Genomic DNA, 14,895 nt, shown 5'->3' on the forward strand with positions numbered 1-14,895 from the left:
CCCGGCCCACCGCCTCCTTCGGTCAGGAGGCGGGCAGCTCACCGCGGACGGTGCGGGCGGCGGCGACCAGGTTCTCCAGGGAGGCGCGGGTCTCGGGCCAGGCGCGGGTCTTCAGACCGCAGTCGGGGTTGACCCACAGCCGTTCGGCGGGGATGGCCTTGAGACCGGTGCGCAGGAGGCCCGCGGCCTCCTCGGCGCTCGGCACGCGCGGGGAGTGGATGTCGTACACGCCCGGTCCGGCCTCGCGCGGGTAGCCGTGGGCGGCGAGTTCGCGGGCGACCTGCATGTGGGAGCGGGCGGCCTCCAGGCTGATCACGTCGGCGTCGAGGTCGTCGATGGCCTGGACGATGTCGCCGAACTCGGCGTAGCACATGTGGGTGTGGATCTGGGTGTCCGGACGGACCCCGCTCGTGCTGAGCCGGAACGCCTCGGTCGCCCACGCCAGGTAGGCGTCCCGGTCGGCGGCCCGCAGCGGCAGCGTTTCGCGCAGCGCCGGCTCGTCGACCTGGATGACCGAGGTGCCCGCGGCCTCCAGGTCGTTCACCTCGTCGCGCAGGGCGAGGGCGACCTGGCGGGCGGTGTCGCCGAGGGGCTGGTCGTCGCGGACGAAGGACCAGGCGAGCATGGTGACCGGTCCGGTGAGCATGCCCTTGACCGGGCGGTCGCTCAGCGACTGGGCGTACGAGGTCCAGCGCACGGTCATCGGCTCGGGGCGGGAGATGTCACCGGCCAGGACCGGCGGACGCACGTAGCGGGTGCCGTAGGACTGGACCCAGCCGTGCTGCGTGGCGAGGTAGCCGGTGAGCTGCTCGGCGAAGTACTGGACCATGTCGTTGCGTTCGGCCTCGCCGTGCACCAGGACGTCCAGGCCGGTCTTCTCCTGGAAGGAGATGACTTCCTGGATCTCTGCCTTGATGCGCTCCTCGTACCCGGCGGTGTCGATGCGGCCGGCGCGCAGGTCGGCGCGGGCGGTGCGCAGCTCGGTGGTCTGAGGGAAGGAACCGATGGTCGTGGTCGGCAGCAGCGGCAGCCCGAGGTGGGCACGTTGGGCGGCGGCCCGCTCGGCGTACGGCTGGGAGCGGCGGACGTCGGCGTCCGTCACGGCCTCGGCGCGGGTCCGGACGGCGGGGTCGCGGGTGATCGGCGAGGTGGCGCGGGAGGCGAGGCCGGCGCGGTTGGCGGCGAGTTCGCCGGTGATGGTGTCGGTGCCCCGGGCGAGGCCCTTGGCGAGGGTGACGACCTCGGCGGTCTTCTGGCGGGCGAAGGCCAGCCAGCGCAGGATCTGCGGATCGACGTCCTTCTCCGCGGACGCATCCAGGGGCACGTGCAGGAGGGAGCAGGAGGCGGCGACGTCGACGCGGTCGGCGAGCCCGAGGAGAGTGCCCAGGGTGGACAGCGACTTGTGCAGGTCGTTGATCCAGACGTTGCGGCCGTTGACGACACCGGCGACCAGGCGCTTGCCGGGCAGCCCGCCGACGGCCGCCAGGGCGTCCAGGTTGGCCGCGGCGGCCTCGGTGAAGTCCAGGGCGAGTCCCTCGACCGGGGCCTGGGCCAGCACGGGCAGTGCGTCGCCGAGCCGGTCGAAGTAGGAGGCCACGAGCAGCTTGGGCCGGTCGGTGAGACCACCGAGGTCACGGTACGCGCGCTCGGCGGCGTTCAGTTCGGCCGGGGAGCGGTCCTGCACCAGGGCCGGCTCGTCGAGCTGCACCCACTCGGCGCCGGCCGCGCGCAGATCGGCGAGGACCTCGGCGTACACCGGAAGCAGCCGGTCCAGGAGCGTCAGCGGCTCGAAGTCCGCGGGCACGCCCGGGGCGGGCTTGGCCAGCAGGAGGTAGGTGACGGGGCCGACCAGCACGGGACGGGCGGCCAGGCCCTGGTCGAGGGCCTCCTTCAGCTCGGCGACCTGCTTGGTGGAGTCGGCCGTGAAGACGGTGCCGGGGCCCAGCTCGGGGACCAGGTAGTGGTAGTTGGTGTCGAACCACTTGGTCATCTCCAGCGGAGCGACCTCCTGGGTGCCGCGGGCCATGGCGAAGTAGCCGTCGATCGCGTCGGCCTCGACGGCGGCGCGGTGCCGCTCGGGGATCGCGCCGACCATGACGGTGGTGTCCAGGACGTGGTCGTAGTACGAGAAGTCGCCGGTGGGCACCTCGTGGATGCCGGCGTCGGCGAGCTGCTGCCGGTTGCCGCGGCGCAGCCCGGCGGCGGTGGCCCGGAGGGCGTCGGCGGTGACGCGGCCCTTCCAGTAGCCCTCGACGGCCTTCTTCAGTTCACGGTTCGGGCCCTGGCGGGGGTAGCCGTACGCGGTGGCCCGTGCTGCCGCGGCTGCGGACTTCGCTGTCACGGAGATCTCCTTCGCGAGATGAATCCCTGAGATCCCGGAAACGGGACGAGAGAGCGAAGGGAACGACGAACCAGATGGCCACGATCCGGCGCGGCACAAGCGCGGTCGTTCCGTCTGGTGTGTACGCCGACCCGCCCTCGAGGTCACCGGGATGTCCGCGCGCGGAACGGTCCGCACGCGGGCAGTTGGCAGGTCTTCGGACTCGCGGGCGTGTCCTGACGACGTCAGGGCTCCTACTGGCCGTCGCTTCCCGGACCCGGTGTCCTGGATCCAGTGCGTATGACGGCGGTCGTTCCCGCTCACCGCTGCGGGGCAGTCCCGGATTCCCACCGGGTTCCCTCTTGCGACGTCCCGCCTGGCGGACGGGACGAACCAGCTGCTGCGGCCAGCTTACGGGGAGGCGCCGTGAAAGGAAGAGCACCGTCCACCATCCGGAAGGCGGGTCGGTGCGTGCGGCGGGTGGCAACGGCGAGGGGCGGTGAACGCCGCACTCGCGTTCACCGCCCCTTCCCGGCCGAGCCGCGGGGAGCCGGGGGTCAGGACTCGTGGGAGGGTGCTTCTCCGCGGCGGTCCAGATGGATGTTGTGCTGGTTGGTCGCCTCGGAGATCTTCAGCCGGCTCACCGTCGGCGGGTGGCCCGCGGCGATCAGGATGTAACTGCCGACCGGCAGGTCGGCGAACTCGAAGCTGCCGTCCTCCTTGGAGGTGGCGGTCAGCCTCGTACCGGAGCCGTCCGTGAGCGTGAGTCGCACGTCGTTCACAGGGGTGTGCTCGCTGTCGCTGACCACGCCGCTCAGGCTGCCGAGACGGGCGTGCGAGGCGAGTTCGGCGGTCACGGTGATCTGCCGTGCGTCGCCGATCTGAAGGTCGATGGCCGCGGGCCGGTAGCCCTCTTGGTGGAGGACGAGAACGTAGGGGCTGTATGCCAGCTTGTCGATGAGGAACGAACCGTCTTCGTCCGTCGACAGGGACCGGACGAGGCGGCCGCTCGCGTCGGTCAGTATGACGGACGTGCCCTTGAGGGGTGAACCGTCCGCCTCGTCGCGCGCGATGCCGGTGACGGCACCTTCGTCCTGGAAGGTGACCGTGTGCTCGATTGCCGACGCGCCCGCTGTGACGGCAAGCGGCGTGGCGGTCGAACGGTGGGTGTCCGAGCGGGCGATGAGAAGGTACGGACCGTGTCCGGGCGCCCGCAGTCCGTAAGCGCCGTCGCGGTCGGTGGACGTGCGCGCGACCTCGCGGCCGTCATGGGTGACCAGGGTGAGCGCCGCCTCGGAGACCGGCACGTCCTCTGCCCAGACGACACGGCCGCGAATCATGACGGCATCGGTGTCGGGCGCGGTGTCGGTGTCGGTGCCGCTGTCGGTGTCGGCGTCCGGGGTGGCCTGCCGTGCCTTGCGGGGATCGGCGTTGATCATGATCGTGCAGACGACCGTGCCGATGAGCAGAATGCCGCTGACCCACCATGCGGCGGCCGCGCTGCCGTGCACGATGGACTTGACGACGAGTTCGTCCTCCGCACCGTGGCCCTGGTGGTCGGCGTAGTAGGACGCGGCGGCGCCCGCCGCGAGGGTGTTGCTCAGCGCGAGGCCGATGGCGCCGCCGATCTGCCGGGCCGTCGTCTGGAACGCGGACACCGCGCCCGAGTCGTGGTCCGGCACCCCTGCCAGAGAGGCGTGTGCGGTGGGGGAGTAGCTCAGACCCATGCCGACGCCCAGCAGGAGCCAGGCCGGCAGCACTCCGAAGAGGTAGGAGCTGTCCTCGGAGAGGGTGGTGAACATCCACACTCCGGCCGTGGTGAAGGCGAGGCCGGGCCCGACCAGCCAGCGCGTCGGTATCCGTCCCATGACGCGCGCGACCACTTGCGTCGCGGTCACCATCACGGCACCGACCATCGGCAGGAACGCGAACCCCGCCTTGAGCGGCTCGTAGTGCATGACGGCCTGCAGGTGGTACGTGGCGAAGAGCGAGATGCCCAGCATGCCGAAGTTGAGCAGCGCGGCCCCGAGGAAGGATCCCGCACGGGTGCGTTCGGCGACCACGCGCAGCGGCAGCAGCGGCTGCCGGATGCGGGCCTGGGAGACCAGGAACGCGCCGATCAGCACGACGGACGCGGCCAGCAGCCCGGTCACCAGGGGGGAGTCCCAGCCGCGTTCCGGTGCCTCGGACAGTCCGTAGACCAGGGCGACCGGGCCCAGACAGCCGAGAACCGCGCCGGTCGCGTCGATGCTGACGTCGCGGTGGCCCCGCTTGCGTGGCAGGGTGGCGACGCCGAGGGCGGTCACGGCGACCGCGATCGGCACGTTCACATAGAGACACCAGCGCCAGCCCGCGTATTCGGTGAGTACGCCACCGACGATCAGTCCGATGGCGGCGCCGCTGCCGACGATGCCGCTGAAGAGGCCGAACGCCTTGGCCCGCTCCTTGGTCTCGGTGAAGGTGGTGGTCAGCAGGGAGACCGTGGCCGGCGAGAGGATGGCGGCGAAGACGCCTTGCAGCGCGCGGGCGGCGATGAGCGTTTCGGTGTTGGGCGCCGCACCGCCGATCGCGGAGACCACGGCGAAGCCGACCAGCCCCACGAGGAAGGTCCGGCCGCGGCCGAAGCGGTCGGCCAGCCGGCCGCCGACCAGGAGCAGGCCCCCGAAGGTCAGTGCGTACGCGGTGACCATCCACTGCCGGTTGGCGTCGGACATGTGGAGCGACTGCTGTACGGAGGGCAGCGCGATCTGAACGATCGTGCCGTCGAGTATCACCATCAGCTGGGCGGTGGCGATGACCGCGAGTACGTACCAACGGTTGCGATGGTCGCGCTCGGCGGCCGCCCGGTCCGTCGCCGTCGCGGCGTCGGCGCTCATGTCCGGGGCCCCCGCTCGCTCTTGGGTGCCGGACGGAGCTTGTTGAGCAGGCGCGCGAACTCCACGCGCTCGTCGCGGGTGAGACCGTTGACGAGTTCGTCGGCGAGGGCCCGTCTGCCCCACTCGATCTCCTGCATCAGCGCGTTGCCCTTGGCGGTGACGCTGACCAGGACGGCGCGACGGTCGTGCGGGTCCGGGGCTCGCTGGACGAGCCCGCGGCGCTCGAGACCGTCGACGAGGGTGGTGACGGTGCGCGGCGCCACATCGAATTCCTGTGCCAGCGTGCTCATGCGCTGGGAAGCTCCTTGCTCGTACAGATGGGTCAGCAGGCTGGCCTGGGAGAACGGGACCTGATTGTTGGCGAACACGGTCCCGGCGTGGCGCAGAAGCGGAGACACCGTCTCCGTCAGAGCCGCAACCAGATCGGAAGCCGTGCCCTCGGGGTCTCGGGTCACGGACACCTCCGTAGTGAGTCATGGGACATCTTGAGTATGTGCTCACTATGTCAGTCGACTCACCGAATCGGTAGGTGGGCGGCTGAGGCCCCGGCTCCGGCACGGCCGGCCTTTGCGACCGGCTTGCCTGCCTCGGCGCTGCTCGCGGAGGTCACGGCGGTCGCGGTGGACCAGGATTCGACCGGCACCTCGGGCTCCTGCACCGCGATCTGGCTGGAGCCGCACACGAAGGACACGTAGGTGGTGAAGCCGCCGAGGAACTCCGCCGTGCGCTCGTCGTCCAGCCCGGCGCGACGGCAGGCTGGCTCGCCGTACTCGTGGAACAGGCGGATCAGCTCGCCGCTCTTCCGCGCCGCGGCGGTCTGCTCAGCGGTCAGATCCGGCAGGAAGCGTTCCATGATCTGCTGGTACTGCAGCGCTCCGACGCGGTGTGTCAGAGGGCGTACGGAAGCTCCCGGGCTCCGAGTGCCGGCGCACCAGCGGGGTGCGCGGCCCCCATGCCGCCCGTCAGGGGGTGCGGAAGCCCCGGAAGGTGACCTGCCGGCGGGTCTCGAAGCCGAGGCGTTCGTACAGCGCGATCGCGCCGGTGTTCGCCTCGGCCACGTGCAGAAAAGGACGTTCCCCGCGGGTCAGGACGCGGGCGGTGAGCGCGCTCACGAGACGGGCGGCGTGTCCTTGCCCGCGTGCGCCGGGGGCGGTGCAGACGGCGCTGATCTCGGTCCAGCCCGGAGGGCGCAGGCGCTCCCCGGCCATCGCCACCAGGGTGCCGTCCACCCGCACGCCCAGGTAGGTGCCGAGTTCCCGGGTGCGCGGCCAGAACGGTCCGGGACCGGTACGCGCGACGAGGTCGAGCATCTCGGGCACGGCGTCCGCGCCCAGCTCGACCACGCCGGCTTCGGACCCCGGGCCTGGCGGGCCCGGGCGGCGGCCACCGGGCCGGACCATCTGGCGGCCTTCGAGACTGAAGACCGGCTTCCAGTGCGGCGGGGGGAGGGCCGGGCAGCCGAACATGTCGGCGAAGGCGCCGGGGCCGAGCAGTTTGGCGAGGTCGGCCCAGTCCTCTGCGTCCGGGTCGGTGGACACGGAGGAGAAGGTGGCCACGTCCGGGAGATAGGTGGCGGCCCGGCCGAGCCGGCGCGCGAGGTGTGCGTGCCGGCCGCCGAGCGACGAGCCCACCGGGTCGTCCAGCACCGGATCGTCGTCGTTCATCGGCGTGCTGTTCCTTTCGAGGTGACGCGGTGGCCCCGCGGCCCGGCCACCGGGGCCGGTTGCGCCGTGGACGTGCTCAGGGCCGGATCGTGGCGACCTTCAGCCCGAATCCGATCAGTACGACGCCGGTGACCCGGTCCATGCCACGGCGCACGGCCGGCTTCTCGAAGAAGGCGCGGGCCCTGGACAGCAGCAGGACGTACCCGCCGAGCCACACCGAGGTCAGCAGGACGTGGACGAGGACCAGCAGGGCCCGGGAGCGGCCCCGACCGCTGTGGACCAGTGCCTGGACGCCGAGGAACACCGGGTGGACGGCGCCGGCGAACTTTGACCACCGTGTACGCGGCGGCGGACGCGGCCAGGACGGCGGCGAGGCCGGTCACCGCGAGTACGCCCCGGACCAGCGGTCCCGCGGTGGTCCCGCCCGCGGTCCGCAGTCCGTTTTGTCGGCCCGAGGCGACGGCACGCCTGGTCACGACCGCCATGTCGGGCCGGGCACCATGGCCGGTGCGGCCAGGACACCGGCCGCGGTCACGAACCGTATGAGCACCCGCCCAGTCTCACATCCGCAGCGTCGTCCGTGGTCAGCGGTCTCGCCCGTACTGCTCTGGGGGGCGGAGGGGCGCGGGGGTCAGCGCTTGAAGTCCGTCTCCTCGATGCGGGTCTGCACGGTCCGGCCGCTTTCCCACGCGTTGGCGCCCGGTGCCACTTCGGGCGTGGGGATGTCCGCCCGGTTCTCCCGCTTGCCGGACGCGGAGAGGCCGAGCCTGTCGTCCCGGGCCCGGATCATCTCCTCCGACGCCTGTCCGTCCTCGGTGAAGCCCATCATCAGCTGGGGGATGCCGTAGGGGAAGTCGTCGCGGTCGTACTGCCAGGTGTGGAACGTCTTGCCGTAGGTGGTGACGAGATCCTCGAAGTAGGCGTGCTCGGCCAGGTCGGGGATTCCGGGGGCGGTGAGGATGCCGGACTTGACCTCGTAGTGGTGGCTGTGCCAGAGCCGTTTCTCGTCCTCGGGCAGGCTGCGGAAGCGTTCCTCGCTGATGATGTACTCGATGCCGATGAGGCGGGGGTCGGGTGCGTTGCGGTCGAATATGACGCACTGGTGCAGGTCGTGCTGGAGATGGATGCACAGGTGCGTGGCCTCCACCTGCCGGCCCATGTCGTCGGCGTACATGTGGAAGCCGTTGAGGTAGGTGCTCATCGCCTCCAGCGGGTACTTCCGCTGCATCGAGCCGGCCGCCAGGTCCAGCGCGCGGTGTTTGAGCGGGTGCCCCTTGCCGATCCTGCCGACCGTGGCCGCCTTGCGGCCGAACAGGAGCGCGGCCGCGGCCGTGACGCCTGCCGCGGCACCGATGCCGATGCTCGCAGCCGCCCCCGGGCCGGAGCCGCGCGAGCGGTGCGTGCCCTGTGTGAGTCCCATGGACGCCGGGTCCCCTGGACCGGGCGGTCGTAACGCCCCCCGGCGGTGCTCGGGAGCGCGGGGGGACCGGTCCGCCGTCTGCCGCCGGGAACCCGCCCGGACCGCGACGGCCCCGCCCGGCCCGGCTACCGCACGAAGCCCCGCCGGATCCTCCACCCCCTACCCCGGTAGCCCGTCCACATTGGCTCCCCGGTATGACGCCCGGCGCACGGGCGTCACCGCACTCTGCATCCCGTCGCCCAGGGACCGCCGTACCACTCGCGGACGGCGCCCGCACGGACAAGGAGGCAGAGATGACGAGGCAAAAGGAGGCAGAGATGACGAGGCAACAGGAAGAACGCACCGCCGGTGATCCGACCCGTTCGACCGTGACCGGACGCTCATGACCACGATCACCCTGGCGCCCCCGGCCCGCGTCGGGAAGGCCGCGGTCGGGGCCCTCGGCCTGCTGGCGCTGTCCACCGGCGCCCTGGAGTCGGTGGTGTCACCGACGATCCCGCTCCTGGAACGGGAACTGGACATGAGCCAGTCCGAAGGGGCGCTGCTCAGCATCGTCCTCCTCATCACCGGCGCGCTCATCACCCCGCTGGCGGGCAAGTTCGGCGACCGCTACGGCGGGAAGAGGGTCCTGATCCTGCTGATGGCGGTGGTCTCGGCCGGCGGCACGGTGTCCGCCGTGGCCCCGAACCTGCCCGTGCTGCTGCTCGGCCAGGTACTGCAGGGCGCGATGGTCGGCGCGCTGCCCCTGTCGTTCATCGTGGTCCGCAGACACCTCCCCGCGGGCGAGTCCAAGGTGGCCATCGGCGTGGTCAGCGGGCTCTTCGTCGGGGGCGGCATGGTCGGCATGCTGTCGGCCGGGCCGGTGGCCGAACAGCTCTCCAGGCACTGGATGTTCGCCCTGCCGACGTTGGCGGTCATCGGCGCCACCCTGCTCGTGAACAGGCTGATGCCGGCCGACCCGCCGGACCGGACGGACGACGCCGGTGTCGACTGGCCCGGACTGCTGCTCCTGAGCGGGATGCTGGTCACGCTCATGCTGGTCCTCGCGCTGGCGCCCGAAGCGGCCTCGCGGCCGCTCGTGCTCGCCGGCCTCGTGCTGGTGCTGGCCGCGTTCGTCACCGGGTGGGTGAGGGTCGAACGGCGTGCGGCCACGCCGATGATCGACCTGCGCATGCTGGCACGGCCCGCGATATGGAAGGCGTGCGTGCTGACGTTCGTGATCTGCCTCGGCACCGCGATGGCGGTCTATCTCGTTCCCCAGCTGCTCGACGAGCGCGGCGACGGATACGGATTCGGGGCGAGCGCCACCGAGATCGGGCTCTTCCTGCTGCCCGGCGCCGTCGCCGCGACGCTGGCCGGACCGCTCGGCGGGATGGGGGACCGGCGATTCGGCTCCCGGACCGTGGTCGGTACCGGCGTCGTCGTCATGGCCGTCGCCCTGGGCGCCCTGGCGGCCGTGCACACCGAGATCTGGCACCTCGTCGTCGGCAAGGCACTGATCGCGCTGGCCAACGGGCTGTGCGTCACCGCGATGATGACCAGCACCGCCACCGCCGTCGACCGGAACGACACCGGCATCGCCACCAGCCTGATCCTGGTGAGCCGCGTCCTCGGCTACGCCGTCGGCGGCCAGCTCGGCGGCGCGCTCCTCACCGCCGCCACCCCCTCCGGGTCGGAGGTCGCGGCCGAATCGGCCTACGTCGCCGGCTTCGTCGTCGCCGGCGTCGTCGTGTCGCTGGCCCTGTTCGTCACCCGCACCATGAGCAAAGGAGTCAAAGCATGACCCGCACCGCACCGAGGCCCGAGGCCCTGATCTCCGGGGCCGGCATCGCCGGCCCCGCCCTGACCTACTGGCTCAACCGCCACGGATACGCGGTCACCGTGGTCGAGAAGGCTCCCACCATCCGCAGCGGCGGCTACCCCGTCGACGTACGCGGCACCGCGCTGGACGTCGTGGAGAAGATGGGGCTCCTGCCGCAACTGCGGGACGCGCACATCGACCTGCGCCGGCTCACCTTCCTAGACGGGGACGGCGGCGAGGTGACCTCGCTCCACCCGCACGCCGTCACCGGCGGTGCCACGGGCCGGGACCTGGAGGTACGGCGCGGGGACCTCACGGAGGCGCTGTACACGGCGGTCCGGGACGACGTGGAGTTCCTCTTCAACGACTCCGTGGACACCCTCGACCAGTCCGGCCACGGCGTCGACGTCACCTTCCACCACGGCAGCAGCCGTACCTTCGACCTGGTCTTCGGCGCGGACGGCATGCACTCACGCACCAGGAAGATGCTGTTCGGCCCCGAGGAGCGGTTCCACCGGTACCTCGGTCACTGCTTCGCCGTGTTCACCATGCGCAACACCCTCGGCCTCTCCCACGAGACGGTGATGTGGAACACCCCGGGCAGGGCGGTCGCCCTCTACGCCGTGGGGGACGACGACGAGGTGCACGCCTTCCTGAACTTCGCCCGACCCGAGCCGCCCTACGCCGCCTTCGGGAACGCTCGGGCCCAACGGGAGCTGGTCGCCGAGGTCTTCGCCGGCGCCGGGTGGGAGGTCCCCGGCATCCTGGCCGCCCTCCGCGACGCGGACGACGTGTTCTTCGACGCGGTCGGCCAGATCCGCATGCCCCGCTGGTCCGACGGCCGCGTCGCGCTGCTGGGCGATGCCGCGCACGCGCCCTCGTTCCTCACCGGCCAGGGCACCAGCCTCGCCCTCATCGGCGCGTATCACCTGGCCGGTGCCCTGGCCGTCAGGGGGCACGCGGAGGGCTTCGCCGCCTACGAGCACGGCACGCGCGACCTCGTGACCCGGACCCAGGACCGGGTCGGTGAGGGCGGCGGCACCCTGTTCCCGACCACGGCCGAGGCCCTGGAGCAGCGCAACCAACGGCTGCGCGCGCTCAGCGGCCGATGAACCCCGCCCACCGACCGGGCCGTCGCGGCGCGACCGCGCAGGAAGAGCGCGGCGGCGACGACTCCGAGGACGACCAGGGCCGCGTTGACGGCGACGGCCGTGATGACGCCCTGCCCTTCACCGAGGCCGGCGCCGACCGTGCGGCGCGCTCGGTGGGCATCGCCGCGCGTGGGGGTGCATGGGCGCCGGGATGACGGGGCGACCCGCCTTGTTCATCTCCAATTCGTCTTGCATTCATGGGCAATTGACGCCGCATTCTCAGCTCTCTCCTAGGTGGCGCCTGTTCCGTGTCCCGTGCCGGTCGACGGGGCCGGAGGGACGAAGGAGGCGCAGGGTGGCAGTGCCGGGTCAGGGCGAGGAACAGGGCGAGGGACCGTTGCACGTGGCCAGCAGGCTGCACGCGTTCAACCGGTTCGAGCTGAAGTACCTCGTGCCGGTCGAGCAGGCCGCCGAGATCCGGGACGAACTGGCCGAGCGCATGGACCGGGACCTGAACAGCCCGGTCGGCGGCTACGGAGTGTGGAGCCTGTACTACGACACCCCCCGGCTGCGCTTCTACTGGGAGAAGATCGAAGGGCTGAAGTTCCGGCGCAAGCTGCGCATCCGGCACTACGGGAACCTCGACGGGGTGACCGACGAGTCCCCCGTGTGCGTGGAGATCAAGCAGCGCGTCAACCGGGTCACGCAGAAGCGCCGGATCACCCTCCCGTACGGAACCGCCCGGCAGTTGTGCGACGGTCGGCAGACGATCGAGCACGCGGCGGGGGAGAGCGCCTTCGTGCAGGAGGTGCTCGAACTGGTCGTGCGACTGAACCTCCAGCCCACCGCCATCACCGGCTACCAGCGCGAAGCCCTGGTCGGCCGGGCCGCGGACACCGGTCTGCGGGTGACGTTCGACCGGCGCATCCGCGGCCGGGACCGCGACTTCCACTTCGGCACGCCGAACGCGGAGAACCGGTTCACCGTCCCGCCGCACATGTCGGTGATGGAGATCAAGGTCAACGAGCGCACCCCGCACTGGATCACCGACCTGGCCGCCCGCCGCAACCTCGGTCTCGTCCGGGTCTCCAAGTACGTGCAGTCCGTCGAGGCCTTCGGTCTCGCCCCCCGGTCCGTCTTCCACGTCAACGAGGCGGACTGTCCGCCGCCCACCCCCACCACCCCGCTGTCCGAGCAGCGGCCGGCGCACGACGCGCCCGTGAAGGCAGGAGCACAGTGAACTTCGATCTCCAGGAACTCAGCGGCACGTTCAGCGTCGCCGACGTCGTCGCCGCCATGGCGCTGTCGTTCGTCCTGAGTACGCTGATCGGCTACGTGTACCGGTACACGCACCGGAACGTCTCCTACAGCCAGTCCTACGTCCAGACCCTGGTGATCGTGGGCATGATCGTCGCCCTGATCATGCTGGTCGTCGGGTCCAACCTGGCCCGGGCGTTCTCGCTCGTCGGCGCGCTGTCCGTGGTCCGCTTCCGCAACGCCGTGAAGGAGACCAGGGACGTCGGCTTCATCTTCCTCGCCATGGCGATCGGCATGGCCTGCGGCGCCCGCTTCTACACGCTGGCCGCGGTCGGCGCCGTCGTCGTCTGCGCCGTCGTCGTCATCATGTTCAAGTTCAACTGGTTCGCCCTCAACGTCCAGCGCCAGGTGGTCAAGGTGCAGGTGCCCGCCGGCGAGAACTACGGTCCGGCGATCAGCGACGTGCTCATCAAGTACACCAGCGAGTACGAACTGGTGAGCACGGAGACGATCCGGGGCGGCGCCCTCAACGAGGTGTTCTACACGGTGCGCATGAAGAAGGGCACCGAGCCCGGCGACCTGGTGAGCGCACTGCAGGAACGCACCTCCGGGCAGCGGGTGACGGTGCTGACCGGTTACGACACGACCGACCTGTGATGGCGGACAACGGCACGCCGGTGCGGGCGCGACGGCGGCTGAGGGACCGGGTGCCGGTGCGGCTGCGGCACCACTGGAGGCCGGTCGGCGCGCTGTGCGCGGGGCTGGCGGTCATGGTCTACGCCTTCGGAGACGCCCGCGTCTCGCCGTACGTCACCTCCTCCTCCCGCGTGGAGGCCGACGTCATCACGGACGATGTCCGCGGCACGGTCGGCCTCTACGACACATCCGTCCCCCACTCCATCCAACTGGGTTACGACCAGACCGAGTTCGACAAGATGATGAAGGAGTTCCAGGAGGACGGGAACAAGGAGTACATCAAGGCCGACCTCACCGTCGACGGGGTCTTCCTCAAGGACGTCGGACTCCGTCTGAAGGGCAACTCCACCCTGATGTCCCTGCGCGGCAACGGCGGCCGGGGCATGCCCGGTGGCGGCCGGAACATGCCCGGTGACGCCGGCGGTACCGGTGCTACCGGTGCCGCGCAGGGAGCCCCGGCCCCGCAGCAGCAGGACGGCGGGGCCGGGGACACCGCCGGGGACCGGGGCGGCAGGGGCGGAGGGATGACGCAGTACGACCTGTCCGCGGCCAAACCCGAGGAACTGCCCTGGCTGATCAAGGTCGACGAGTACATCGAGGGCCGCGCCTACCAGGGCGAGCGCGAGATCTCCCTGCGTCCCGGCAGCAACGCGCAGGTGCCGGTGAACGAGGCACTGACGCTGAACCTGATGGACACCAGCGGTCTGAAGAACGAGCGGTACGCCTTCACCTCGGTCAAGGTCAACGACCGGCCCGAGGCCACCCGGCTGATGGTCGAGAACCCCGACACCGAGTACGCCGACTCCGCCGGGGACGGCAACGGGGTGATGTACAAGGCGCGGGCCGGCAGCAGCTTCGCGTACGCCGGGGACGACCCCACCGACTACGAGGAGTCGTTCAAGCAGCTCAACAAGGTGGGCAGCCAGGACCTGGAACCGGTCATGAAACTCATCCGGTGGGTCGACCAGGCCTCCGACGAGGAGTTCGCGGAGCACCTCGACGAGTACGTGGACGTGAAGTCCTTCGCCACCTACGTCGCGGCGCAGAACCTGCTGCTGAACTCCGACGACATGGCGGGCCCGGGCAAGAACTACCTGCTCTGGTACGACCTGGACACCAAGAAGTTCACCGTACTGGGCTGGGACTACAACCTCACCCTCTCCGGCGACGCGACCACGGGCCCGGACGACGAGTTCGGCATGGGCGGCGGAATGGGCGGCGGCATGGGCGCCGGAGCGGGCGCGGCCCAGGAAGACGGCCGGGGCGCCGCGGGGGGAGACACCCGGATGCCGCAGGGAATGCCGGAAGGCGCGCCCGAGGGGATGCCGGAAGGGATGCCCGGGGGAATGCCCGGCGGCGGTGCGGCGCAGGGCCAGGACGGCGAAGGCGGCGCGGACGGCGGACCGGGCGGCGGCGCGGGTGGCGGCATGGGCGGCCACGCGCTCAAGGAGCGCTTCCTCGCCTCCGACGCCTTCGACGCCGTCTACAAGAAGGCGTACCGGGAGCTGTACGAGAAGTTCTACGGCTCGGGCACCGCGCTGAAGGCGCTCGACCGCGTCGCCGACGAGGCGAGCGCGGCCGGCGCGGACAGCGGGGACCTGGACACCGCCGTCGGGAACCTGCGCAAGACGGTGAAGGAACGCACCACGGCACTCGCGAAGAACGAGGAGGTCACCGGGTGATCCCCGCAGCCCGCCGGGCGTGTTTTCCGCCCGGCGGGAAACCTGAGGCGTCATGGCGGGACCCGGAACGCGACGGTCGGCGGACACC

13 protein-coding genes and 1 riboswitch are annotated in these 14,895 nt (G+C 71.1%); of the genes, 6 read left to right on the top strand and 7 right to left on the bottom strand.

Going from position 1 to position 14,895, the window contains the following annotated elements; translation table 11 throughout:
• Positions 1 to 22 precede the first annotated feature (22 nt).
• From metE to ACIQFU_RS31340, 7 genes are all read right to left on the bottom strand, one after another.
• Positions 23 to 2,341 carry a 5-methyltetrahydropteroyltriglutamate--homocysteine S-methyltransferase gene (gene metE, locus ACIQFU_RS31310; RefSeq protein ID WP_402556008.1) on the bottom strand — a complete coding sequence of 773 codons (2,319 nt, stop codon included), beginning with the start codon at positions 2,339 to 2,341 and terminating at the stop codon, positions 23 to 25.
• Between the two features lie 169 nt (positions 2,342 to 2,510).
• Positions 2,511 to 2,733: riboswitch (cobalamin riboswitch) on the bottom strand.
• A gap of 144 nt (positions 2,734 to 2,877) precedes the next feature.
• Entirely contained in the window at positions 2,878 to 5,196 is a 2,319-nt protein-coding gene (locus ACIQFU_RS31315; RefSeq protein WP_402556010.1) for a DHA2 family efflux MFS transporter permease subunit, read from the bottom strand.
• Positions 5,193 to 5,657: a MarR family winged helix-turn-helix transcriptional regulator gene (locus ACIQFU_RS31320; RefSeq protein ID WP_402556012.1), complete on the bottom strand. Its 465-nt coding sequence runs from the start codon at positions 5,655 to 5,657 to the stop codon at positions 5,193 to 5,195. Before ACIQFU_RS31320 ends, ACIQFU_RS31315 begins: the two co-directional genes overlap by 4 nt.
• A gap of 53 nt (positions 5,658 to 5,710) precedes the next feature.
• Positions 5,711 to 6,049 carry a hypothetical protein gene (locus ACIQFU_RS31325; protein ID WP_402556013.1) on the bottom strand — a complete coding sequence of 113 codons (339 nt, stop codon included), beginning with the start codon at positions 6,047 to 6,049 and terminating at the stop codon, positions 5,711 to 5,713.
• A 109-nt stretch (positions 6,050 to 6,158) separates the two neighbouring features.
• The gene (locus ACIQFU_RS31330) at positions 6,159 to 6,860 is read right to left on the bottom strand and encodes a GNAT family N-acetyltransferase (protein ID WP_402556014.1); all 702 of its coding nucleotides are present in this window, start codon (positions 6,858 to 6,860) and stop codon (positions 6,159 to 6,161) included.
• A 76-nt stretch (positions 6,861 to 6,936) separates the two neighbouring features.
• Complete coding sequence (locus ACIQFU_RS31335; protein ID WP_402556016.1) at positions 6,937 to 7,164, bottom strand: LysE family transporter; 228 nt, start codon at positions 7,162 to 7,164, stop codon at positions 6,937 to 6,939.
• 327 nt (positions 7,165 to 7,491) lie between these two features.
• On the bottom strand, positions 7,492 to 8,280 hold the full coding sequence (locus tag ACIQFU_RS31340; RefSeq protein WP_402556017.1) for an OBAP family protein: 789 nt from the start codon (positions 8,278 to 8,280) through the stop codon (positions 7,492 to 7,494).
• A 382-nt stretch (positions 8,281 to 8,662) separates the two neighbouring features.
• Between ACIQFU_RS31340 and ACIQFU_RS31345 the strand changes: the two genes are divergently transcribed.
• From ACIQFU_RS31345 to ACIQFU_RS31370, 6 genes are all read left to right on the top strand, one after another.
• The gene (locus ACIQFU_RS31345) at positions 8,663 to 10,063 is read left to right on the top strand and encodes an MFS transporter (RefSeq protein WP_402556018.1); all 1,401 of its coding nucleotides are present in this window, start codon (positions 8,663 to 8,665) and stop codon (positions 10,061 to 10,063) included.
• Entirely contained in the window at positions 10,060 to 11,193 is a 1,134-nt protein-coding gene (locus tag ACIQFU_RS31350) for an FAD-dependent monooxygenase (RefSeq protein ID WP_402556020.1), read from the top strand. Before ACIQFU_RS31345 ends, ACIQFU_RS31350 begins: the two co-directional genes overlap by 4 nt.
• Positions 11,190 to 11,387 carry a hypothetical protein gene (locus ACIQFU_RS31355; protein WP_402556021.1) on the top strand — a complete coding sequence of 66 codons (198 nt, stop codon included), beginning with the start codon at positions 11,190 to 11,192 and terminating at the stop codon, positions 11,385 to 11,387. The genes ACIQFU_RS31350 and ACIQFU_RS31355 overlap by 4 nt, the downstream gene beginning before the upstream one ends.
• Before the next feature lie 188 nt (positions 11,388 to 11,575).
• Entirely contained in the window at positions 11,576 to 12,412 is an 837-nt protein-coding gene (locus tag ACIQFU_RS31360; RefSeq protein ID WP_402556126.1) for a polyphosphate polymerase domain-containing protein, read from the top strand.
• On the top strand, positions 12,409 to 13,086 hold the full coding sequence (locus tag ACIQFU_RS31365) for a DUF4956 domain-containing protein (RefSeq protein ID WP_373903599.1): 678 nt from the start codon (positions 12,409 to 12,411) through the stop codon (positions 13,084 to 13,086). Before ACIQFU_RS31360 ends, ACIQFU_RS31365 begins: the two co-directional genes overlap by 4 nt.
• A complete protein-coding gene (locus tag ACIQFU_RS31370; RefSeq protein ID WP_402556022.1) occupies positions 13,086 to 14,807 on the top strand; it encodes a CotH kinase family protein in 1,722 nt (573 codons plus the stop codon). Before ACIQFU_RS31365 ends, ACIQFU_RS31370 begins: the two co-directional genes overlap by 1 nt.
• The last annotated feature ends 88 nt before the right edge of the window (positions 14,808 to 14,895 follow it).

Origin of the sequence: Streptomyces sp. NPDC093065 (assembly GCF_044754585.1) — a bacterium.
Classification (GTDB): domain Bacteria; phylum Actinomycetota; class Actinomycetes; order Streptomycetales; family Streptomycetaceae; genus Streptomyces.